We start from the raw sequence: 21,360 nt of genomic DNA, 5'->3' as shown, positions 1-21,360 counted from the left end.
TGACCGTTTAAACGTAATTTTATAAAAATTAAATCATAGTTGTAGATGATTAACATTACACTTCCTGATGGATCCATTCGTCAGTATGACAAAGGGATCTCTTCAATGCAAATCGCACAGTCGATTTCCGAAGGATTAGCTCGTAACGTATTAGCGGCCGAAGTTGACGGTCAGGTTTGGGACGCAAGTCGCCCCATTGAGCAGGATGCCCATGTTAAATTATTAACCTGGAATGATGCTGATGGAAAGTCGACTTTCTGGCATTCATCGGCCCACTTAATGGCCGAAGCTTTGGAAGCCCTTTATCCGGGTACTAAATTTGGTATCGGTCCGGCTATTGAAACAGGTTTTTATTACGATGTTGACTTTGGCGACAAGGTTTTATCTTCTGACGAGTTTAAGCAGATAGAGGATAAAATGATTGAACTTGCCAAAACCAAAGAAGAGTACATCCGCAAACCGGTGAGCAAGGCTGATGCTATTGAGTATTTCACAGAAAAAGGCGATGAGTATAAACTCGATCTGATTAAAGATTTGCCTGATGGTGCTATTACTTTTTATTCGCAAGGTAATTTTACAGATCTGTGCCGTGGGCCTCACATCCCTAACACAGGCTTTATAAAAGCGGTTAAGTTGATGAGCCTTGCCGGTGCATACTGGCGTGGTGACGAAACCCGCAAGCAATTAACCCGTATTTACGGCGTTACATTCCCTAAAGCAAGCGAACTTACTGAATACCTGCACATGATCGAAGAAGCTAAAAAGCGCGATCACCGCAAATTGGGTAAGGAACTGGAACTGTTCGCTTTTTCGGAAAAGGTAGGTATGGGATTACCATTGTGGTTACCTAAAGGAACTGCATTGCGCGAACGTTTGGTAAATTTCTTGCAAAAAGCACAGGTAAAAGCAGGCTATGAGCAGGTAATCACTCCTCATATTGGTCATAAAAATCTGTATGTAACATCGGGTCACTATGAAAAATACGGTGCCGATTCATTCCAGCCGATAAAGACCCCGCAGGAAGGAGAGGAGTTTTTCTTAAAACCGATGAACTGCCCTCACCATTGCGAAATCTACAAAACAAAACCGCGTTCATACAAAGACCTGCCGGTTCGTTTTGCTGAGTTTGGTACTGTGTACCGTTATGAGCAGAGCGGCGAGTTGCACGGTTTAACCCGTGTACGTGGTTTTACTCAGGATGATGCCCACTTATTTTGCCGTCCGGATCAGGTGAAGGATGAATTTAAAAAAGTAATTGACCTTGTATTGTATGTATTCAAAGCTTTGGGCTTTGATAACTACATAGCGCAGGTGTCGTTACGTGACCCGGAGAACCGCGCTAAATATATCGGCAGTGACGAAAACTGGGCATTGGCCGAGAATGCCATCATTGAGGCAGCAGCCGAAAAAGGCTTGCCTACCGTTGTTGAATACGGTGAGGCTGCATTTTACGGCCCTAAGCTTGATTTTATGGTAAAAGACGCTCTTGGCCGTAAATGGCAATTGGGTACTATCCAGGTTGACTATAACCTGCCTGAACGTTTTGAACTGGAATATACAGGCAGCGACAATCAGAAGCACCGTCCGGTAATGATCCACAGGGCGCCGTTTGGTTCGATGGAACGCTTTATAGCGGTATTAATTGAGCATTGTGCAGGTAATTTCCCGTTGTGGCTATCGCCCGAGCAGTTCATTATACTTCCCATATCAGAAAAATATGAAGAATATGCAAAAAAAGTTTCTGATATATTAAAAGATTCCGATATTTGCGGGCTAATCGACTTCAGGGACGAGAAAATAGGCAGAAAGATACGAGATGCTGAAGTCAAAAAAATCCCTTACATGCTGGTTGTGGGCGAAAAAGAAGCTGCCGAAGGCTTGGTTTCTGTACGTAAACATGGTACCGGTGATTTGGGAAGTATGAGCATTGAAGATTTTAAAGAACAGATAACTAAAGAAATAACAGTATAACTTGGCATTAAACAAACCTTTCAATAGAGGACCAAGGCTTCCTTTTAAGAAAAAAGAAGCCGAACATAACATAAACCAATTCATTAGGGCTCAGGAAGTTCGCCTTGTAGGTGATAACGTTGAGCAGGGAGTTTACTCATTAAGAGATGCCCTTGCAATAGCGCAGGAGCAGGAACTGGATTTGGTTGAAATATCTCCTAACGCCGTACCGCCGGTTTGTAAAGTAACGGACTATAACAAGTTCATTTACGAACAAAAGAAAAAGCTTAAAGAGATAAAAAGCAATGCCAAGCAAACGGTTATTAAGGAGATCCGTTTCGGACCGAATACTGATGATCATGACTTTGAATTTAAATTAAAGCATGCCATTAAGTTTTTGGAAGCTGGCGAAAAGGTGAGGGCTTACGTACACTTTAAAGGTCGTGCCATTGTTTACAAAGAACAAGGCGAGATCTTACTACTTCGCTTTGCCCAGGCATTGGAAGAAGTTGGTAAAGTGGAGCAATTACCAAAGCTTGAAGGGAAAAGGATGTTTTTAACCCTTGCACCTAAGGCAGCTAAAAAGTAATTAAATAACCTCGGTCTCAGGATCGGGGTTTGAAAATAAAACGTTGAGAAACGTTAATATCTAACACAAATAAATAGAGTTATGCCAAAAATGAAAACCAATTCCAGTGCTAAAAAGCGCTTTAAGCTTACTGGAACCGGTAAAATCGCAAGAAAAAACGCATACAAAAGCCACATCTTAACCAAGATGTCGACAAAACGTAAGCGTGCCCTTGGTCAAACCAGCTTAGTATCTGATGCCGACATGGGTAACGTAAAACGTATGCTTTGTATCGGAAAGTAATTCACAAATTTTAAAACCAGGTATTAGAGTTTTAAGTCCGGCACACGAGATGCAGGCACTCACTACCAAAAAACACACAAGATGCCACGTTCAGTTAACGCAGTAGCGTCGAGAAGACGCAGGAAAAGGATCATGAACCTCGCCAAAGGTTATTGGGGTTCACGTAGCAAGGTATACACCATTGCAAAAAACACAGTTGAAAAAGGTTTACAATACGCTTACCGCGACCGTAAAACCAAAAAGAGAGAGTTCAGGGCTTTATGGATCCAACGTATTAACGCTGGTGCCCGTCAGCACGGAATTTCTTACTCTCAGTTGATGGGTAAATTAGCCGCTAAAGAAATCGGTTTAAACCGTAAAGTATTGGCTGACTTAGCAATGAACAACCCAGACGCTTTCAAAGCAGTTGTTGATGCAGTAAAATAATATCGCATTCTAATGCATGAGAGAGGCCGCAAATTGCGGCCTTTTTTGTTTTAATTATTTGAGTGTCTATTTTTATGGTATGACATCAAACAAGGAGGGACAGCCTGTCTTATCCAGCTTATTGCGCAGTAACTATTATTACTCTTTAAATGGATTTCGCGGCATTTCAATTATCCTGGTTGTATTTTACCACCTTCAGTTATCTGATAATTATTTTTATACTACAATATTCAATGGTGGGTTGGGAGTAAACATTTTCTTTGTAATAAGTGGTTTTTTAATTACGAGCCTATGTTTAAAAGAAAAAGAAGTAACAGGTGGCTTATCGCTAAAAAAATTTTATATCAGGCGTTTTTTGCGAATATTTCCTTTAGCCTATTTATATATTGGAGTGGTGTTTTTATTAAACCATTTCTATAGTTTAAACATTTCCTGGATTCAATTTTTTGGCTCGGCATTATATCTAATGAATTTTAGCTATTTCCGCAGCCATGATTTCACTTATTACTTCAGTCATTATTGGTCGTTATCGGTTGAAGAACAATTTTATCTCCTTTTTCCTTTTATTTTAAAGATCAACAGAACTGCATTTTATTATATTATTATCAGCATTGTATTCGCATTGCCGCTATTGTGTACAGTGCAACAGTTTGTTCCGGTTTTGAATCGTGGCATTATTTACTGTTTTACTCACTATTTTATAAAGTTTCAATCAATTGGTGTCGGCTGTTTTTTTGCGTTGATGGCGTCCAAAGAAATTTTGAATGTAATTTGGCTCAAACAAACAAAGGCAGCTGGCAATATTTTGGCTATAATATTGATGTTTGGATTGCGCTTTGACGAATTTTATACCTTAAAATCACTGTACGTAAACCTGGCGATTTCAGTAATTACCGGCTATTTAATTTTAAGCAATATCGTACCCGCAAACGATTGGATTTTTAAGGTGTTAAACAATAAATTTCTATCATTTATTGGTATTCTATCTTATGGCATATACATATGGCAACAGTTATTTACCGGCCGGGATAGTAAAATGCTATTAAGCATATTTCCTAACAATGTATTGGGTTTGATTACTGTCCCTTTATTATCGTATTATCTTTATGAACGGCGTTTTCTAAAACTCAAATCAAAATTCACCCATAAATGATGCTATTGTTGTAAGATATAAAGGCGTTCGCATTACCTGAGCGCCCTTGGATAAAGGTGTTATTTTTTTATTTGACGACAATTACTTCAACAAACTCATCCGGATCGTTATTGATATCCATATACTGTTTAAAGTTCTGAATATCCTTATCAACCATATTTTTGAATACCGGGTTTAGTATTTTGGCTATGCCTGCGCCTACACCGCCTGCCGGGGGCTGATAACTGATCACCACATCAACAATGGTACCCTGCCCGTCAACCGTATCCTGAAAACGAATTTTACCCGCATTATTAATCATCGAATCAGACAGCGAACTCCAGCCGATCACTTCATTAGGTTCGTCATGGACAATTTCGGCATGCCAGCTGATTGTAGCTACATTTTTGGGAAGCTTCAAAACCCAGTGTGAATATTTAGAGTCGATGACCTCCACACTTTCCAGGTGTTTCATAAAAAGGGGCAGGTTATCAAGCTTGCGCCAAAATTCATAAACCTTTTGCCGGGGTTTATTTACAATAAACGACGAACGAATATTTACATTTATGGGATTGGTGGATAATTTACCAATACGTTTGTAAAGCTCACAATGCCCTGTGATGCCCCTGTTTAACAAATAGCCACCGGCACCTATTTTTACGATACTTGCAAACGGGTTTTTAAAAATATTTTTAAAACCTGAGAAACCGAGCTTCATACCACCTGCGATGGACGTAAAGCGTTCGGGCCAATTCAGGTTTATGCGGTCATCTCCATAAAGCACAGGGAAGTTGTCGGTATATTTTACTATTGTAGTTGCCATAGGTTTTTAAATAGTTATCGTTTTTAAAACACCTTTAGGGCTACTAAGTTTTCCAGAAGTGAATTTTATTGCTTTTTGCTATAAGTAAATTTAAATTTAGTTAAATGGGGCAGGTGTTTTTTAGGGCGCTTGAGTTCATATTGGTATATCACCTGGCCAAGGTTTTTCAGGAAAGGCAGGCATACCGTTGTGTACTCGTATTTATTATCGTTCAGTATCCCATCTTCATTTGATTGCACGACGGCACTGAGCATGAACTCAACATTGTTTTTAAAATCTACGATATATGCATTATCAATATCATAACCATAACTATCACCAACTTTATTAAAGATCCTGATGTCAGGGTTAATAACTGCTGTACTGTCTCCGCCATAGAACAAAAACTTGCAATAAGCAGGGAAATATTCGGGGCGGCGATAGGTGGGTTTGGTGTTTTCGGTGGGGAAGGTACTCATATAACGGTAAATGAAGCGATAGTCATCTATCGTTAAATTAAAGCGTTGCTTTTTAGGGAAAGTTTCAGGAAACAACAACCTTTTAAGCACCATTTGCTGATCGGCGAGAGAGTAAACATTCTTTTCAGAAAAGTCAAGAGGCTTGTTAACCAGCCGTTCGCTGCTATCTAAATAAGCTTTACCCTGCAGCATGTTTTCCAGGTGCATGGGATAATTTGACGCATCATATAGCGCCGGTTTCTGATAAATTAGCTTATTATCATTGTAAAAATCAATAGGGTTGGTGTGCTTTGTGCTTTCGCCTGCATCACCTATGGCTAACCTGCCTACAATACGGGTATTGTTAAGATGATACTTCTTTAGCTTTTGATTGATCTCTGTACGGCCGACAAATTCATAGAGCCGGTTATATGCATCATTATCGCTTACCAGCAAGATCTTTTTAATATAATTTTCGATACTCGACAAACCTGTTGAGGATGATGTATCTATTTTAACTTTAGTTTGGCCGGCAAATGCGCTATCAGTAATCATGACCGATTTACGACTTAAGCCTTTTATTTTTAATTCGTTAAGTCTTTCCAGCGCAAATATGGCCGTCGGAAGCTTTACCGTGCTTGCCGGATAAAAATAATGCTGCGCATTAAGGCGATAACTGTATGAGGTAAAGTGAGGAATGTTGTTTTTATCCCTGTCTATCCGGGTATACAGTATTTGCACCTCGTTTTGTGTAATATGGTTCAGGATACCTGAAAAGAATTCGGGATGTTCATGTAGCAAACCCTTCAGAAAAATGGTATCTGGTTGCTGGGCAAAACTGCCAAACGAGCTCATCATCAATAATAAAATGCAGCAATATTTCATCATGATAAATATAGTTATGTAGTTTGAGGTTAACAGATACTTATTGTACTTTTGCAGCGCTTTAGGTTTCATTAAACTATTTTTTTAATGAATTAAAAGGGAATATGGTGTAAATCCGTAACTGTCCCGCAGCTGTAAGCTCCGTAACCGTTGCCAAATCTATACAGCCACTTTCTGTAAACAGGAGGGAAGGCCAGGCAAAATGGGGAGCAAGTCAGAAGACCTGCCAAGGCATTATATGTTATTCATAGCTTTCGGGGATTGAAGCTTGGATGTGAATGCTCTTCGTTTGGCGTGTTTTCATTTTATTCATTTCCGTGTATGCTATTAAGGCTGCATTATTATTTTATACATATCAATCATACATGGAAAAAAAGTACGCTAAAATTATTTTAGGATTCGGTTTGTTAACTGTTGGGTTATCTACCTCAGCAGCATATGCACAGGATACCACACGCACACTCAATACGGTAGTAGTAACTGCAAGCCGGTCGCCTAAAAAACTGTCAGACATTGGCCGCGTTGTTACCATCATTTCTGCCGATGAGATCAATAAATCGCAGGGCAAATCATTGCCTCAATTATTAAATACGGTTGCCGGGATAACTTTTTCTGGTGCAAATAATGCCCCCGGTATCAGCACATCGGTTTTCCTGCGCGGGGCTTCATCTGGCAATACCCTTATCCTGGTTGATGGTTTTCCGGTAAACAATGCTTCGGGCATTGATGGTAGTTATGATCTTAACGCTTTTTCGCTGGATCTGATAGATCATATCGAGATCTTGAAAGGAAGCGGTTCAACGCTGTATGGTTCTGATGCTGTAGCAGGCGTTATTAATATCATCACAAAAAAAGCTAAACAGCAAGGATTAACCGGTGGATTGCAGCTAACAGGTGGCAGCTATAATACGTTCAAAGAGTCGGCCTCATTAATTGGACAGGTGAAAAATACAGGCATAGCCATTAATCTGTCAAATACCGATTCAAAAGGCTTTGCCGCGGCTACAGATACCACTGGCAAAGGCGATTTTAAGAAAGATGGTTTTCACCAACGTTCGGCCAGTGTAAACCTGAGCCAAAATGTCTCATCTAAATTTATTCTTAATGGAAACCTGCAGGTGAGCCACAATACTGGTGATCTGCCTTACGGTTCTTTTATAAACGACAATGATTACACTTATAAAAACACATTTTTATTTGGTGGCATAGGTGCAAAATTGATTTTACCAAAAGGTAACCTCAACGTGAACCTGTCGCAAAATACGGTTCAAAATGATTTCAATAACCTGCCATCTGACAATTACGGAACCCACCAGGTTACAAAAAATACAGGTCGTATAACCAATGTCGAAGCTGTGTTTAATTATGAATTGAATAAGTATTTTGATATTACCAGCGGTGCGGCCTTTAAATACAGCAACACAAGCCAGTACAGTCTGTATGAATCAACATCTTATCCGGGTGTGCCGAGCATTATTAAAGCTGGTGATGCTGCTAATAACATATTCAGCGCTTATACGTCGTTATTTTTCAAATACGATATCTTCCACATGGAGTTAGGTGGCAGGTACAACAACCATAGCAAATATGGCGACAAGTTTACCTACACCATCAACCCATCATTATTCCTTGCCGATCAGTTTAAGATCTTTGGTACCATAGCTTCGGCCTTCAAATCACCTTCGCTATATCAACTGTTTTCGCAATATGGTAATTCGAAATTAAACCCCGAGATCACTACATCATATGAAGCTGGTTTTGATTGGGAGATTGTTAAGAATACCCTTTCATTTAATACCCAGTTTTTCAAGCGCAATACCAAAGATGTTATCTATTTTAAAAACCTGTCTGGCCCTCCTTATAGTCAATATGCAAACGGGCAACAGCAAAAAGATAAAGGCTTTGAAACCGAATTAAAATATCACGATAATAACATTCATGCATCTGCATATTACGCTTATGTAACAGGTAAACTAACCGACGAAGCCGGTACACAAACCGGCAACCTTTACCGCAGGCCTAAAAGTACTTTAGGTACCAACATCAGTTATGATATTTTAAACGATTTTCAGGTTGGCGTTAACTACAAATATACAGGCAACCGTACTGACCTGACTTTTACAAACAATGGATCGGAAGTGATTACATTGAAACACTATAACCTGGTAGATTTACATTTGGAATACAAGGCAACCAAAAATCTAAATGTTTTTGGCGATCTGAACAACGTTTTGGATACCAAATACGTAGATTGGTTAGGATATAACACCCGTGGTATCAACTTCTTGCTTGGTGCCAGGTATCAATTTAAATAGCGTTTGCGTATTGTTCGGATTATTAAGTAATTTTACGCCATATATAAAATCATGACCGCAAAAGATAACACCAACCGCAACCTGTTTCTGATCCTGATGATCCTGGTTGCTGCCGCATTCAGGCTTTTAGCATTTAAGTATAAAGAATTGAGTAATTTCAATCCGGTAGGTGCTATTGCATTATTTGGCGGTGCTTATTTTACCTCAAAGTGGAAAGGGTATGCTACTGTATTGCTTACGTTGTTTACTACAGATATCGTGATTAATTACCTGTATACTTCAAAGTTAACTTTATGGTATGGCGGAGCCGCATGGGTTTACCTGTGTTTTGCATTAATGGTGCTTGTTGGTAATTTGCTTGAAAAGGTAAATGTTCTTAATGTGCTTTTAGGCTCAATCGCAGCAGTTTTAATTCACTGGTTAATTACAGATCTGCCCTGGTTATATGGTACACTTTATCCGCATACCTTAGCTGGCTATGGTGAATCATTGATTAAAGCTATTCCGTTTGAGAAAAATATGGCATTGGGTACATTAGTATTTAGTGCAATACTTTTTGGTGGTTTTGAATTGGCTAAGAATAAGTACACTTTTCTTCAGGACAAAAAGCAATTGGCTTTATAATATAAAAGCGTTTAAATTTAAAGCGGATTGTTGAAAGGCAGTCCGCTTTTTTTATGGCCTAATCAATTATCATCTGTTTATATTAAAATGAAAAACTTAGTAGTGTTAACCGGCGCAGGTATCAGCGCCGAAAGTGGTTTAAAAACCTTCAGGGATAGCGATGGGCTTTGGGAAGGGTATAATATTGAAGACGTAGCCACCCCCGAAGCCTGGGAGCATAACCCGGTTATGGTACAGCAATTTTATAACGAGCGCCGTAAATCTGTATTGGAAGCAAAACCTAATGCGGCCCACTATGCACTTGCTGCGCTCGAAGAAAAGTATAGGGTAACCATCATTACTCAAAATATAGATGACCTGCATGAAAGGGCAGGTTCAACCAATGTGGTGCATTTACATGGCATTATCACCCGCTCACAATCAAGTATCAAACCAGAACTTACTTATCCTATCGATGGGTGGGAAATTAAAATGGGAGAGCTTTGCGAATTAGGTTCACAATTACGTGCGCACGTAGTTTGGTTTGGTGAGCCCGTACCAATGATAGAACATGCAGCCGCTATATGCGTGGGGGCTGATATATTTATGCTTATAGGTACCTCCCTTGCTGTTTACCCGGCCGCAGGGCTTATCGGTTATGTTGACCGCGAGACGCCAAAGTATATTATCGATCCCAATATACCTTTTGTAAATGTTAAAGGGCCGGTTATTAAAATCCAGGAAAAAGCAACAGTTGGCGTACCTGAATTAGTGAACCAATTATTAAAGGATTAAATCACTAATTCGCTAACTCACTAAATCACCAATTAAATATGAAGTGTATCTTCAATTGGAGCGGCGGTAAAGACAGCGCCCTCGCTTTATATCATTGCCTGCAAAATCCGGATCTTGAAATCGCCTATCTTGTAACTACGATCAATGATGCAGCCGACAGGATTTCCATGCATGGTGTAAGGACGGAATTACTGACTAAACAAGCAGAAGCTATCGGTATTCCATTATATCAAATCCGCCTGCCCGAAATGCCGGGTATGCAGGAATATGACGATGTGATGCGACACCATTTAACTCGCTTTAAAAATGAAGGTGTAACCCATTCCATTTTTGGCGATATATTTTTGCAAGACCTAAAAGATTACCGCGATGCACGGTTAAGCGAGGTTGGGCTCAAAGGTATTTACCCCTTATGGAAAAGGGATACATCCGAATTAATAAATGAATTTTTGAACCTCGGTTTCGGAACCGTGATAGCCTGTACCCAGCAACGTTTGGAACGCATTGTTGGTAAAGAGATCAGTCGGGAGTTAATTGATGCGTTGCCTGACGATGTTGACGTTTGCGGCGAGAATGGGGAATTTCATACCTTCACTTTTAAAGGGCCAATATTTAAAAACCCAATTGAATACAAAACAGGTGTGAAAATTTTTAAGGAATACGCCACGCCGAAAAACGCCAATGATTCCTGCGTTTCTGCTACCGATACCAAACCTTCCGGTTTTTGGTATTGCGACTTGCTATTGGCTTGACCTTTCATTTATTCCGTTAAAATCAACGCAGAATAAAATTTTGTTTAGCTATATAACTAATTTAATATCAATATATTAATATTAGTTTATTCAATTTTTTATTTAGATACTATGTAAAATGAAGACAAGCAGAACTTAAATGCATTTTTTTTGCCAAATTAAATTTTGCCTACAGTTGCTTTTACTTATAAGCTATTGTTTATCAATGTAAATGGATGTTTTACTTCAATAGTTATATCTAAAATAAGCGTCTTTATAATCGTTACGCATGTCGATAAACCGGGCGGCTATCTTTTTTAAAAACTCCTCATCAAGTAATTCAAAAACACTGTTTACCCCGTCGGTTAAATCCATTTCCGGGATCTTGTAACTCTGCTCAAGGGAACCCTGCTCTACCTTTACAATAAATTTATTATTCATATTCAGGATAGAGATTTTAAAATCGGGATGGGGGAGTTCTGCAATAATTCTCATGTCTTTTTATTTATTCAATAAGCCCTTTAATGGGTCTTTTCCGTTAATGGTACCGAAACTGGCAATAGGTTTAAATCGTGCAAAAAGTTCCTCGCTATACCAACCTTCGCTTCTTGTCTTTTTAATTACTTCGGCATGTTCGGGGCTTTTATATGCAAAAGCTTTGACGTGTTCCAGGCTTTCCCAAACAGAAAATGTAGCTTGTCTGTATACCGGAGCTTCACCAACGCCAAATGAATTTATATATCCGGGAGCGGATGTCATTATGTTTGCAACGGTATCTACATTGGCCCAGAAATTCTTTAACCTGCTAAGTTTGATTGTTGCGCGTGTGAGTACGGCGACTGGGCCATTGATGTCGCTTACATCGGGCTTGCCGAATGGCTCTTTTCCATCCCAACTCCCGTGGCTTTGCAGGGGCTGACAAATCATTGTCCAGCTTTCAGTACCTAACAGCTTCCACCAGGATGAGACGAACGACCTGTTATAAAATGCGTCAAAATTTCCCCTGCTATCCCAGCAAGCCAATAAGCCCCATTGTTGCCAGTCGGGTTCAAGGTCAAATGTTCCGTTTTTTCCAGAACCAAGAAGTTTGTAAAAACTGCATCCTTTTTGCATCAATAGGGGAAGGCGATGAATAGCCATAGCCAACAGGGCAAAAGGAACAAACAGTTTGCGGTAGCGGATTATGGTAAGGCTAACGATCATGTAAATGCTAAATAAAAGATTAAATATGATATTTGCCTTATTTAGTTTCAACGTGGCATCCTTACTTTTACATCATGGCAGAAGATCTAACAATAAATACATCGACCGATAAAGCGGAGCAATACGCCTCGCTTGTCCCTCAAATAGAAGCATTACTTTATGGCGAACCTGACCTTATAGCTAATATCGCAAACGTAGCGGCGGCTTTAAAAGAGCAGTTTAAATGGTTTTGGGTAGGTTTTTACCTGGTTAAAGAAAACGAATTGGTTTTAGGCCCATTTCAAGGGCCGGTTGCGTGTACCCGTATTGGCCTGGGGAAAGGTGTTTGCGGAGCCGCATGGCAGCAGGCTAAAACTTTGATTGTGCCGGATGTTGATGCATTTCCCGGGCATATTGCGTGTAGCTCACTTTCCCGCTCGGAAATTGTGGTGCCGGTATTTAAAGACGATAAGGTAGCGGCCGTACTTGATGTAGACAGCGAGTTGCTTGATCAGTTCAATGAAACTGATGCGCAATATCTTGAACAAATAATAAAGCTTATTAATTTTTAATGAGCAGGATCTATCTAATTGCCGGTCTCGGTGCTGATACGCGTGTATACAACAATATTAACCTCAGTGATGAGCATGAGGTAATTACGGTAGACTGGATAGAACCGAATTCAAAAGACACTTTAGTTAGTTATGCTCAAAAGCTTATTTACCAATACAATATCAAGTCAAACTCAGTGCTGATTGGCAACTCCTTAGGCGGGATTGTCGCTGTTGAAATGGCGAAGCTCATCCCTGCCGAAAAGGTTATTTTGATTTCCAGTATTAAAACCAGTGATGAGGCGCCATGGTATTTTAAACTCTTTCACGCGCTGCCTGTTTACAAACTTGTCCCGGGAAAAGTATTTAATTTGATGGGTTTTATGATCAAACCTTTGTTTGGTCACATGAGTCAGGAGGATGCCTGGTTATTTAGCGATATGCTCAAAAGATCATCGCCGGTATTTATGAAATGGGCTATGTATGCCATTTTGCACTGGGAGAACAAAGTTATCCCGCCAAACCTCTATCACATCACCGGTGATATGGATTTGGTGTTTGATTACAAAAGAATAAAAAACGCCACCATTGTTAAAGGAGGTACACATATCATGATCTTTGACAAGGCAAAAGAGATTAACAAATTATTGAAGGGAATCCTGAAAAAATGAAAATACCTGAAAGTTATTACCTGGGTAACGATGTTGTAAGTATCAGTAAAGACCTGTTAGGCAAGTATTTATTTACCTGTATTGACGGTGTAACTACAGGTGGCTATATAGTTGAAACAGAAGCCTATAATGGGGGGGCAGATAAAGCTTCCCATGCTTTCGGTAACCGCCTTACGCCACGTACTAAAACCATGTTTATGCAGGGAGGCATTGCCTATGTTTACCTGTGTTATGGTATTCATGAAATGTTTAATATCGTCACCTCAAGTGAAGGGCACCCGCAGGCAATTCTTATCCGGGCTATCCAACCTACCGATGGGCTTGAAGCAATGCAGATACGGCGCAACATGCCGGTTCTTAAGCCAACCATAACTGCCGGGCCCGGTTCGGTAGCCAAGGCGTTAGGCATTTCGCGCAATATCAATGCGTTTAGTTTGCAGGGCGATACGATCTGGCTTGAAGACCGAGGCCTTCATTTTCCGGATAATCAGATAAAAGCCGGCCCACGAATAGGAGTGGCTTACGCTGCTGAAGATGCCTTGCTGCCTTATCGTTTCTATGTAAAAGGCAATATTTACGTGAGCAAGCCCAACAAATAAGCTTCCTATTTTGTATTATTGGCGAATGAACTATCAAAACGATCTGGCGTTTGTCCGGCAGCAGGATGAGCAGGATTCATTAAAAAATTTCCGAAGTCGTTTTTTAATTCCCCAGCACAATGGTGAAGACGCGGTTTACCTTTGCGGTAACTCGCTTGGCTTGCAACCGGTTTCCGCGCAACAATATTTAGCCGATCAATTAAACACCTGGAAAAACCTTGCTGTTGAAGGTTGGTTTCGGGGAGATGATCCCTGGCTTGATTATCATAAATCTATTACCGGCTCAATTGCCGGCGTTGTAGGCGCGCGGGATAATGAAGTTACCATAATGAACTCACTTACAGTAAATCTTCATTTATTGATGGTAAGTTTTTATAAACCAGATAATAAGCGTTTTAAAATTCTCATGGAGGGAGGGGCTTTCCCTTCTGATCAATATGCAATGGAAAGCCAGGTGAGATTCCACGGTCTCGATCCTAAGGATACAATAATTGAGATTTTCCCGCGGAACGGGGAGGTCACATTACGTACTGAAGACATCATTCAAACCATTGATCAAAACAAAAATGAACTTGCCTTAGTGCTGTTCGGCGGAATCAATTACTATACCGGACAGTTTTTTGATATGAAAGCAATTACAGATGCCGCCCACGCAGCAGGCGCTTATGCAGGCTTTGATCTGGCTCATGCTGCGGGGAACGTTCCCTTGCAGTTGCACAATTGGGGAGCCGATTTCGCTTGCTGGTGTTCGTACAAATACATGAACTCCGGACCGGGCGGCATAAGCGGCATTTTTGTACATGAAAAACATTTTACCGATAAGGAACTGAACAGGTTTGCCGGCTGGTGGGGATACCGTCGTGATAAGCAGTTTCTGATGGCTCCGGGCTTCGACCCCGAGGCTGGGGCAGCCGGCTGGCAGGTAAGCACAAGCCCAATTCCGCTTCTCGCTTTATTTAAAGCCTCTATGGCTATTTTTGACAGTGCAGGCGGGTTAGATACCCTCCGGCAAAAAAGTCTTTATTTAACGGGGTATTTGGAATTTTTGATTCAAAGCATTAATAAACAGCAGGGCGAAGAGGTTTATCGGATAATTACTCCATCTGACGCGACTGCCCGCGGCTGCCAGCTTTCAGTAGTTTGCGAACGAAAAGCCAGGGCTATTTTCAACTATCTTGCACAAAATGGTGTTATAGGCGATTGGCGCGAACCGGACGTGATCCGCCTAAGCCCTGTACCGCTTTACAATACATTTGAGGATGTTTATAAAGCAGCCGGATTGATGGCTGATGCACTAAAAGCTGTTTAAATTTTCAGAGATATATGGTTTACTACAATCCCAAAGAGTGGTTTTCATTCATTTTTAAAATAAATAAAGCCGAAACGCTGCGCGAGTTATTTCCACTTATGCTTGCCGTAGGTGCATATGCAGGTGTTGTTACCTATTTCCTGATTGATTTTTGGCAGCTACCCGATACAAGCATACTTAAGAAGGTAATCTTTATTCATCAAACAATAGGTTTCGTATTCTCCTTATTGCTGGCATTCCGTATCAACTCGGCTTATGACCGCTGGTGGGAAGGCCGTAAGATCTGGGGAAGCCTGGTGAATAACAGCCGCAACCTTGCCATCAAATTAAAACATCTGATTGGCGAAAATGAACTGGCTTTTTTTAATTACGCTATTCCGCGTTATGCAAGAGCCTTGAGAGATCATTTACGGGATGAATATGTTCCGGAGGAGCAGTCGTTCATCAGTGTTGATGCACAAAAACATGTACCCAACCAGGTAGCTTCTGAAATGATTAAAAACATTTACAGGTTAAATAAAGAAGGTGCTATCAACCCGGAGCAATTGTTTAGCATAACAGCTGAAATTACTTCTTTTACAGATATTTGCGGAGCATGTGAACGAATTAAGAAAACGCCTATTCCGTTTTCGTACAATGTTTTTATCAAGAAATTTATCTTTACGTACATCATGACCCTGCCCTTTACCTGGGCCTTTGACCTCAAATATTTTATTATCCCGATAATCTGCTTTGTACTTTTTGTTTTTGCGAGTATTGAGTTATTAGCTGAAGAAATTGAGGACCCTTTTGGTCGGGATGCTAATGATTTACCGTTGGATAGCATTTGCGACAATATTCAAAAACATGTTGGAGAGTTGATAGGATAGAAGGTATGCTCAAAATAGCTTACGATCCGATATATGCCCATCCGCTGCCCGAAGGGCACCGCTTTCCTATGCTGAAGTATGAACTGATCCCGGGCCAGTTATTATATGAAGGCGTGATAGGCAGGAATAATTTGTTTTCGCCGGGGCTGCTGGAAGAAAATATCATTACCCGTACCCATGATGAAAATTACTGGCACCAGCTTCGAGACCTCACGCTTTCACCGAAGGAACAACGCCGCACGGGTTTTCCTTTATCAGCGCAATTGGTTGAACGGGAGATCAGGATAGCAAAAGGCACAATTGATGGCTGCCGGTACGCTTTTGACGATGGTGTCGCGTTCAATGTTGCAGGCGGTACACATCATGCAGGCAGTAACTGGGGTGAAGGTTTCTGCCTGTTAAATGACCAAGCCATTGCAGCTAATTATTTATTGGACAATAAATTAGCCACATCTATCTTAATAATTGATTTAGATGTACATCAAGGCAACGGCACAGCTGAAATCTTTGAAAATGAGTCCAGGGTATTTACTTTCTCAATGCATGGGGCTAACAATTTCCCATACAGAAAGGAGCAATCTGATCTGGATATACCTTTACAGGATGGCGTAAGTGATGATGAGTTTCTCGACATACTTAAAACAACGCTGCCGCGATTAATTGAGCAACGTAACCCCGACTTTATCTTTTATCTATCAGGTGTAGATATTTTGGCTACTGATAAACTGGGCAAGCTTGCGTTAAGCAAAGAAGCCTGCAAAGCCCGCGATCAGTTTGTTTTTGAACAATGCATCAAATACGATATGCCGGTACAAGTAAGTATGGGAGGAGGTTATTCACCACAAATTAAAGATATTGTCGAGGCGCATTGTAATACCTTCAAAGCAGCTATTGACCTCTATTTTTAATCCTTTGCTATTATTGGCATTGCCGGCTTTATCTTGTGGCTTTTGCTCAACAGGTTAAACCGTACAAATAAAAGTACCGATGCGGTTCCCAAGCCCAGCACAAGGCCATACCAAACCCCATAAACCCCAAGGTTTAATTTAATACCAAGCAGGTAACCAACGGGCAAACCAATTATCCAATACGCCAGAAAAGTAATAACGGTTGGGATATTTACATCGCCCATACCTCTTAGCACACCAAGCCCAACAACTTGCGCACCATCAAACAGCTGGAAAAATGCTGCAATGATAAGTAGCTGTGATGCAATGGTTATTACTTCTTTATCCGAAGTAATAATCCATGGTAAAAGATGCCTGCCTAAAGCAAATACTACTGCTGTAAACGTCATGAACAGCAATACAATGTGATAATTGGATATAGCCGCAAGCCTCAAATTACGATGATCACTTACACCAAAATAGTTACCCGATTTAATTGCTGCAGCCGCACCAATGCCGCTGGCCATCATATAAGTCATGGATGCCATGGTTATGGTTACCTGGTGTGCGGCCTGCGCAACTACGCCGATGGTGCCAACCAATAATGCAGCGCCGCCAAATGCGCTGATCTCGAAAGTATATTGCATAGCTACCGGTGCACCAATTTTCATGATCTGAATACCTCGAAGCCTATCAATATTCTTAATGGCAAAATCCGTTAAATAAGTTTTAAAATTTTTTGAGCGGAAAACATAAATACCCATAACGATGGCCATTAAGCAACGATCAATCAGTGTACTGTAGCCAACACCTCTGATACCCATTGGTTGGATGCCAAACAGGCCCTTAACAAAAATTATCCCAAACAAAATATTAATAAGGTTACCCCATATCGATATCATCATGGCCTGTTTAGTAAAACCCAAACCTTCTGCAAATTGCTTAAACGTGTTAAAAATGAGCAAGGGGATTAGGGACAAGCTAAGCAAAAATAAATATGGCTTTGCTTCCTTCACAACCGCGGGCGACTGGTCAAGATGATTGATAAGCAACATGGTGCCAAAGTAAATTCCGCAAAACAGGATGATTCCGCTCAGTATATTCAGGAATAAACTATTGGATAATAACAGACCGCATTCTTTGTGATTTTTGCGCCCATTATTTTGGGCGATAAGCGGCGTTAAACCATAAGAGATCCCCATACCAATCACCAGCGGAACCATGAACAGACTATTTACTGTTGATACCGCAGCCAAAGAAACAGTGCCCGCAAAATGCCCCACAATGATGGTATCAGACATCTGAACGAGCGTATGTCCTACATTTGATATAATTACCGGTATAGCCAATTTAAGGCTTTCAAGATAATAAGGTTTGTATTTTTGGTAAAGGGCTCTCATAATTACTCAGGCAACAGGAGGGCAAAAGTAACCATTCGGGCACACAGAAAAGTCAGCAGGCTGTATAATATTCTTCCTTTTCGGTGGTGTTGATCTTGATCAGGCCTGATAATATCAGGTCAACAAGTACATTCTGAGCACGACGGCGCCCAACTTTAAGCAGCTCGCTGCATTCTTTTATGGTGATTCGGCCAGCCTTTTCCAAATGGCCAAGCAAGGTGCTTTCGTTTTCAGAATACTCAATTAAAACACCCTGATCATTTGACGAACGTTTTAAAACTTCCAGCACAATTTTACTGGCCAATACGCTTTTATCTTTAACGCGTACATAAGCCCACCATTTACCATCTTCGGCGAGAGCATAATGAGGCTTTAGCTCGCTTGAAGCAATCTCTACAACGAGTACCAATTTATCATCAAAATATACCTCTTCAAAAACAGGTTCAAGCGCCGGCCTCGAAAAAAAATGAGCTGCCTTTGTTATCATGTACCTTTCTTCGTCGTCTGATTTCACACCCTTTATTGTGCCGTCATCAATAACCCCAATAAGTAATTTACCACCTTTGTTGTTAGCAAATGATACCATTGTCCGGGCTATTTTTTCACAACTGGTTATCGTTTTTTTAAAATCAACAGTAACCCCTTCACCTTCAAAAATCAGCTTCTTAACGTTTATTTTGTTCATAGCCTTTTGATTATTAGGGCTTAATATATGGTGTAAAAATCTCCATCCAGTTTTCCGGGCGGGAGAGTGGCGAAAAACCAAATTGATTATACAAGTTATGCGCATCCAATGTAGCTAACGACCATCTTCTTAAACCTTTCAAATCCGGATGTTTAACAATTGTTTGGATTAACCATTTAGAAAGGCTTTTACCACGATAAGCAGGCAGTACAAATACATCGCAGATATAAGCAAACGTAGCATTATCGGTAACAACACGTGCAAAGCCCGCCTGTTCATGGTTTAGATAAATACCAAAACACATGGAGTTTTCGATGGCTTTTGCCATTTTTTGTCGCGGGATGCCTTTTGCCCAGTATGATTCATTATTCAGATAATCATAAATAACATCAACGTTAAGCAGGTTTTTATCGGTTGAGATTTTGAAGCCTTTTTTTTCAAAAGCTTCGTCATTCATAATTACAGTCATCAGTATAAGTTATATAGTAGTATCAGTAAAGTTTAAGTTTCGAATATATACCTCAATCATGAGGGATACGCATATTTCGCCATCTTTATTGTAAATGTCAATAGGGAACGAGCGAATAAATTTCCCGGCTGTATTTAAAACATGCTCTGCTTCGGCTATATCGCTGTCTGATAGCTCGATATCAAAAGATAAATTTGTTGCTGCCGGCCTTGCGTATTTTACCGTTGCCGATTTTGACCAAACCGTAAGTTTATAACCTTTATGGCTAAATATTTGATAAAACAGGATAGGGTAAAAGGGATCTGCGGCCGAGAAAAGCGTGCCGCCAAAAATTGAGTTATTGTAGTTTTTATTGAGAAAACTCTTCCTGACTTTTACCTTAACACCGCGATAGCCTTTGCTGAATTTAACTACCCAGATACGCTGGAAAAGGAGAGGAGGGTAGAAGCGCATTACCCACTTTAATAATCCTTCGGATACTACCATAGCGCTTAAAGATCAGAAAAAAATTAAACAATAAGTGGCAAATGTGAATCAAACAGGCGTATGTTTAAAAATAAAAAGATAATAAAATCCAGAATTACCGGTAAACAATACGGTTAAAGCTTCGTTAATAGTATGGTTCATCATAAATTGATTATTAATCAAAAGCAAATAACTATGAAAAAGCAATTTTTAAGTTTCGCACTTGTCGCGGCAATGATAGGCGCTATTGCTACCAGCTGTAGCTCGGAAAAAAAAGCAGGCGATGGCTCTGACAGTACAAAAATGGATTCAACAAGTCAAAGTGCACCGGCGGCTACTGACACAGCTAAGACCGACACAAGCAAAAAAGACACTACAAAACATTAGAAATTTAGAACGCATAAAAAATCCCGGCCAGGTATTACGCCTGACCGGGATTTTTGTGCTTTTTCGTTTAAATTTCAGAATGCTGTTTTTATAACCCCGCCATCAGCACGTAAAGTTGCACCATTAGTTGCTGCCGATAGCGGACTTGCAATATAGGTAACCATGTTTGCAATTTCCTCTGTAGTAATAAAGCGTTTTATTAATGACGTGCCACGCACATTAGTGAAAAATTCTTTTTCTACCTCAGTATTACTCAAACCCTGATCTTTTGCTAAAGCCTCAATGAAATCGCCCACGCCTTCAGATAAAGTCGGCCCGGGCAAAACAGTATTTACAGTAACACCTGTGCTTTTAGTAAGTTCGGCCAAACCACGTGCAACTGCAATTTGAGCCGTTTTGGTTGTGCCATAATGGATCATTTCTTCGGGGATCTGATATGCCGATTCGCTAGAGATAAAAATAATACGGCCCCAATTTTTACTGATCATTTTATCAAAATAGGCTTTCGACAACCGTACCCCGCTTAGTACATTGACCTCAAAAAACTTCAGCCAGTCGGCATCGGTAATTTCGGTAAATGGTTTAGGTTCAAAAATCCCCACGTTGTTCACCAGGATATCAACTTCCGGCAATTGTGCTGTCAGTGTTTCAACTTGCGCAATATTTGAAAAATCAGCAGCAATGCCTTTAATTTTATTGTTACCGGTTTCGGCAATCAGCTTTTTTACAACTTCGTCAACCTTGGTTTGGCTTCGGCCATTTACATATACCGTGGCGCCCTCGTTGGCTAATGATTTTGCAATAGCATAGCCAATTCCGGCTGTTGATCCGGTTACCAGCGCGATTTTGTCATTAAGTTTAAGATCCATGATTTTAGTTTTTGCTTAATAACACAAGTGTAGCATTGTTGTTAGTTTA

The 21,360-nt window shown here is 40.4% G+C and carries 25 protein-coding genes and 1 riboswitch; of the genes, 16 read left to right on the top strand and 9 right to left on the bottom strand.

What is annotated here, in order from left to right:
* The first annotated feature begins 45 nt into the window (after window positions 1-45).
* The 5 genes from thrS to IEX80_RS03510 all read left to right on the top strand — a co-directional run bounded on the left by thrS (window position 46) and on the right by IEX80_RS03510 (window position 4,400).
* The gene (thrS, locus tag IEX80_RS03530) at window positions 46-1,971 is read left to right on the top strand and encodes a threonine--tRNA ligase (RefSeq protein WP_188831924.1); all 1,926 of its coding nucleotides are present in this window, start codon (window positions 46-48) and stop codon (window positions 1,969-1,971) included.
* A 1-nt stretch (window position 1,972) separates the two neighbouring features.
* Window positions 1,973-2,539, top strand: coding sequence for a translation initiation factor IF-3 (infC, locus tag IEX80_RS03525; RefSeq protein WP_090525629.1), 567 nt, complete (start codon window positions 1,973-1,975; stop codon window positions 2,537-2,539).
* An 81-nt stretch (window positions 2,540-2,620) separates the two neighbouring features.
* Window positions 2,621-2,821 (top strand): 50S ribosomal protein L35, encoded by a 201-nt coding sequence (rpmI, locus tag IEX80_RS03520; RefSeq protein ID WP_090525627.1) that lies wholly within the window; start codon window positions 2,621-2,623, stop codon window positions 2,819-2,821.
* 81 nt (window positions 2,822-2,902) lie between these two features.
* Window positions 2,903-3,247, top strand: a complete 345-nt coding sequence (rplT, locus tag IEX80_RS03515) for a 50S ribosomal protein L20 (RefSeq protein ID WP_022829871.1) — start codon at window positions 2,903-2,905, stop codon at window positions 3,245-3,247.
* A gap of 16 nt (window positions 3,248-3,263) precedes the next feature.
* On the top strand, window positions 3,264-4,400 hold the full coding sequence (locus IEX80_RS03510; RefSeq protein WP_308421674.1) for an acyltransferase family protein: 1,137 nt from the start codon (window positions 3,264-3,266) through the stop codon (window positions 4,398-4,400).
* A gap of 67 nt (window positions 4,401-4,467) precedes the next feature.
* Here IEX80_RS03510 and IEX80_RS03505 read toward each other — a convergent pair whose 3' ends face one another.
* Entirely contained in the window at window positions 4,468-5,202 is a 735-nt protein-coding gene (locus IEX80_RS03505) for an SRPBCC family protein (protein WP_090525622.1), read from the bottom strand.
* A 65-nt stretch (window positions 5,203-5,267) separates the two neighbouring features.
* Window positions 5,268-6,596, bottom strand: a complete 1,329-nt coding sequence (locus IEX80_RS03500) for a serine hydrolase (RefSeq protein WP_308421673.1) — start codon at window positions 6,594-6,596, stop codon at window positions 5,268-5,270.
* A riboswitch (cobalamin riboswitch) is annotated at window positions 6,570-6,769 on the top strand. Its footprint overlaps the gene before it by 27 nt.
* A gap of 120 nt (window positions 6,770-6,889) precedes the next feature.
* On the opposite strand from IEX80_RS03500, the gene IEX80_RS03495 reads away from it, so the two are divergent.
* From IEX80_RS03495 to IEX80_RS03480, 4 genes are all read left to right on the top strand, one after another.
* Window positions 6,890-8,839 carry a TonB-dependent receptor plug domain-containing protein gene (locus tag IEX80_RS03495; protein WP_188831922.1) on the top strand — a complete coding sequence of 650 codons (1,950 nt, stop codon included), beginning with the start codon at window positions 6,890-6,892 and terminating at the stop codon, window positions 8,837-8,839.
* 51 nt (window positions 8,840-8,890) lie between these two features.
* On the top strand, window positions 8,891-9,463 hold the full coding sequence (locus IEX80_RS03490; RefSeq protein ID WP_090525616.1) for a DUF6580 family putative transport protein: 573 nt from the start codon (window positions 8,891-8,893) through the stop codon (window positions 9,461-9,463).
* Window positions 9,464-9,550: 87 nt separating this feature from the next.
* Entirely contained in the window at window positions 9,551-10,237 is a 687-nt protein-coding gene (locus IEX80_RS03485) for an SIR2 family NAD-dependent protein deacylase (RefSeq protein WP_090526225.1), read from the top strand.
* 38 nt (window positions 10,238-10,275) lie between these two features.
* Window positions 10,276-10,989: a Dph6-related ATP pyrophosphatase gene (locus IEX80_RS03480; RefSeq protein ID WP_090525613.1), complete on the top strand. Its 714-nt coding sequence runs from the start codon at window positions 10,276-10,278 to the stop codon at window positions 10,987-10,989.
* Window positions 10,990-11,214: 225 nt separating this feature from the next.
* On the opposite strand, the gene IEX80_RS03475 is transcribed toward IEX80_RS03480, so the two are convergent.
* Both IEX80_RS03475 and IEX80_RS03470 read right to left on the bottom strand, forming a co-directional pair.
* Window positions 11,215-11,463, bottom strand: a complete 249-nt coding sequence (locus tag IEX80_RS03475) for a hypothetical protein (protein ID WP_090525603.1) — start codon at window positions 11,461-11,463, stop codon at window positions 11,215-11,217.
* Window positions 11,464-11,469: 6 nt separating this feature from the next.
* Entirely contained in the window at window positions 11,470-12,222 is a 753-nt protein-coding gene (locus IEX80_RS03470; RefSeq protein ID WP_229701503.1) for a DUF3291 domain-containing protein, read from the bottom strand.
* 23 nt (window positions 12,223-12,245) lie between these two features.
* Between IEX80_RS03470 and msrC the strand changes: the two genes are divergently transcribed.
* The 6 genes from msrC to IEX80_RS03440 are packed head-to-tail and all read left to right on the top strand — an operon-like array spanning window position 12,246 to window position 17,057.
* Window positions 12,246-12,722 (top strand): free L-methionine (R)-S-oxide reductase MsrC, encoded by a 477-nt coding sequence (msrC, locus tag IEX80_RS03465; protein ID WP_090525597.1) that lies wholly within the window; start codon window positions 12,246-12,248, stop codon window positions 12,720-12,722.
* Window positions 12,722-13,372 (top strand): alpha/beta hydrolase, encoded by a 651-nt coding sequence (locus IEX80_RS03460; protein WP_090525595.1) that lies wholly within the window; start codon window positions 12,722-12,724, stop codon window positions 13,370-13,372. Before msrC ends, IEX80_RS03460 begins: the two co-directional genes overlap by 1 nt.
* A complete protein-coding gene (locus tag IEX80_RS03455) occupies window positions 13,369-13,971 on the top strand; it encodes a DNA-3-methyladenine glycosylase (protein ID WP_188831921.1) in 603 nt (200 codons plus the stop codon). The genes IEX80_RS03460 and IEX80_RS03455 overlap by 4 nt, the downstream gene beginning before the upstream one ends.
* A 25-nt stretch (window positions 13,972-13,996) precedes the next feature.
* Entirely contained in the window at window positions 13,997-15,280 is a 1,284-nt protein-coding gene (gene kynU / locus IEX80_RS03450; RefSeq protein ID WP_188831920.1) for a kynureninase, read from the top strand.
* Window positions 15,281-15,294: 14 nt separating this feature from the next.
* Entirely contained in the window at window positions 15,295-16,149 is an 855-nt protein-coding gene (locus IEX80_RS03445; protein ID WP_090525589.1) for a bestrophin family protein, read from the top strand.
* Between the two features lie 5 nt (window positions 16,150-16,154).
* Window positions 16,155-17,057: a histone deacetylase family protein gene (locus IEX80_RS03440; protein WP_188831919.1), complete on the top strand. Its 903-nt coding sequence runs from the start codon at window positions 16,155-16,157 to the stop codon at window positions 17,055-17,057.
* On the opposite strand, the gene IEX80_RS03435 is transcribed toward IEX80_RS03440, so the two are convergent.
* Genes IEX80_RS03435 through IEX80_RS03420 form a run of 4 tightly spaced genes read right to left on the bottom strand, consistent with a single transcriptional unit; the run spans window position 17,054 to window position 20,076 of the window.
* A complete protein-coding gene (locus IEX80_RS03435; RefSeq protein WP_188831918.1) occupies window positions 17,054-18,436 on the bottom strand; it encodes an MATE family efflux transporter in 1,383 nt (460 codons plus the stop codon). The two genes, IEX80_RS03440 and IEX80_RS03435, sit on opposite strands and share 4 nt — an antisense overlap.
* 52 nt (window positions 18,437-18,488) lie before the next feature.
* Window positions 18,489-19,121 (bottom strand): AlbA family DNA-binding domain-containing protein, encoded by a 633-nt coding sequence (locus IEX80_RS03430; protein WP_308421671.1) that lies wholly within the window; start codon window positions 19,119-19,121, stop codon window positions 18,489-18,491.
* A 13-nt stretch (window positions 19,122-19,134) separates the two neighbouring features.
* Complete coding sequence (locus IEX80_RS03425; RefSeq protein ID WP_090525582.1) at window positions 19,135-19,590, bottom strand: GNAT family N-acetyltransferase; 456 nt, start codon at window positions 19,588-19,590, stop codon at window positions 19,135-19,137.
* A 9-nt stretch (window positions 19,591-19,599) separates the two neighbouring features.
* Window positions 19,600-20,076, bottom strand: coding sequence for a DUF4442 domain-containing protein (locus tag IEX80_RS03420; RefSeq protein ID WP_090525580.1), 477 nt, complete (start codon window positions 20,074-20,076; stop codon window positions 19,600-19,602).
* 174 nt (window positions 20,077-20,250) lie between these two features.
* Between IEX80_RS03420 and IEX80_RS03415 the strand changes: the two genes are divergently transcribed.
* Complete coding sequence (locus IEX80_RS03415; protein ID WP_139159935.1) at window positions 20,251-20,442, top strand: hypothetical protein; 192 nt, start codon at window positions 20,251-20,253, stop codon at window positions 20,440-20,442.
* 74 nt (window positions 20,443-20,516) lie between these two features.
* On the opposite strand, the gene IEX80_RS03410 is transcribed toward IEX80_RS03415, so the two are convergent.
* Window positions 20,517-21,311: an SDR family NAD(P)-dependent oxidoreductase gene (locus IEX80_RS03410; protein ID WP_188831917.1), complete on the bottom strand. Its 795-nt coding sequence runs from the start codon at window positions 21,309-21,311 to the stop codon at window positions 20,517-20,519.
* Between the last annotated feature and the right edge of the window lie 49 nt (window positions 21,312-21,360).

Source organism: Mucilaginibacter rubeus, assembly GCF_014643835.1.
Lineage (GTDB): Bacteria > Bacteroidota > Bacteroidia > Sphingobacteriales > Sphingobacteriaceae > Mucilaginibacter > Mucilaginibacter rubeus.
The sequence above is the reverse complement of the archived record's forward strand: the minus strand, read 5'-3'. Positions and strand labels throughout refer to the sequence as shown.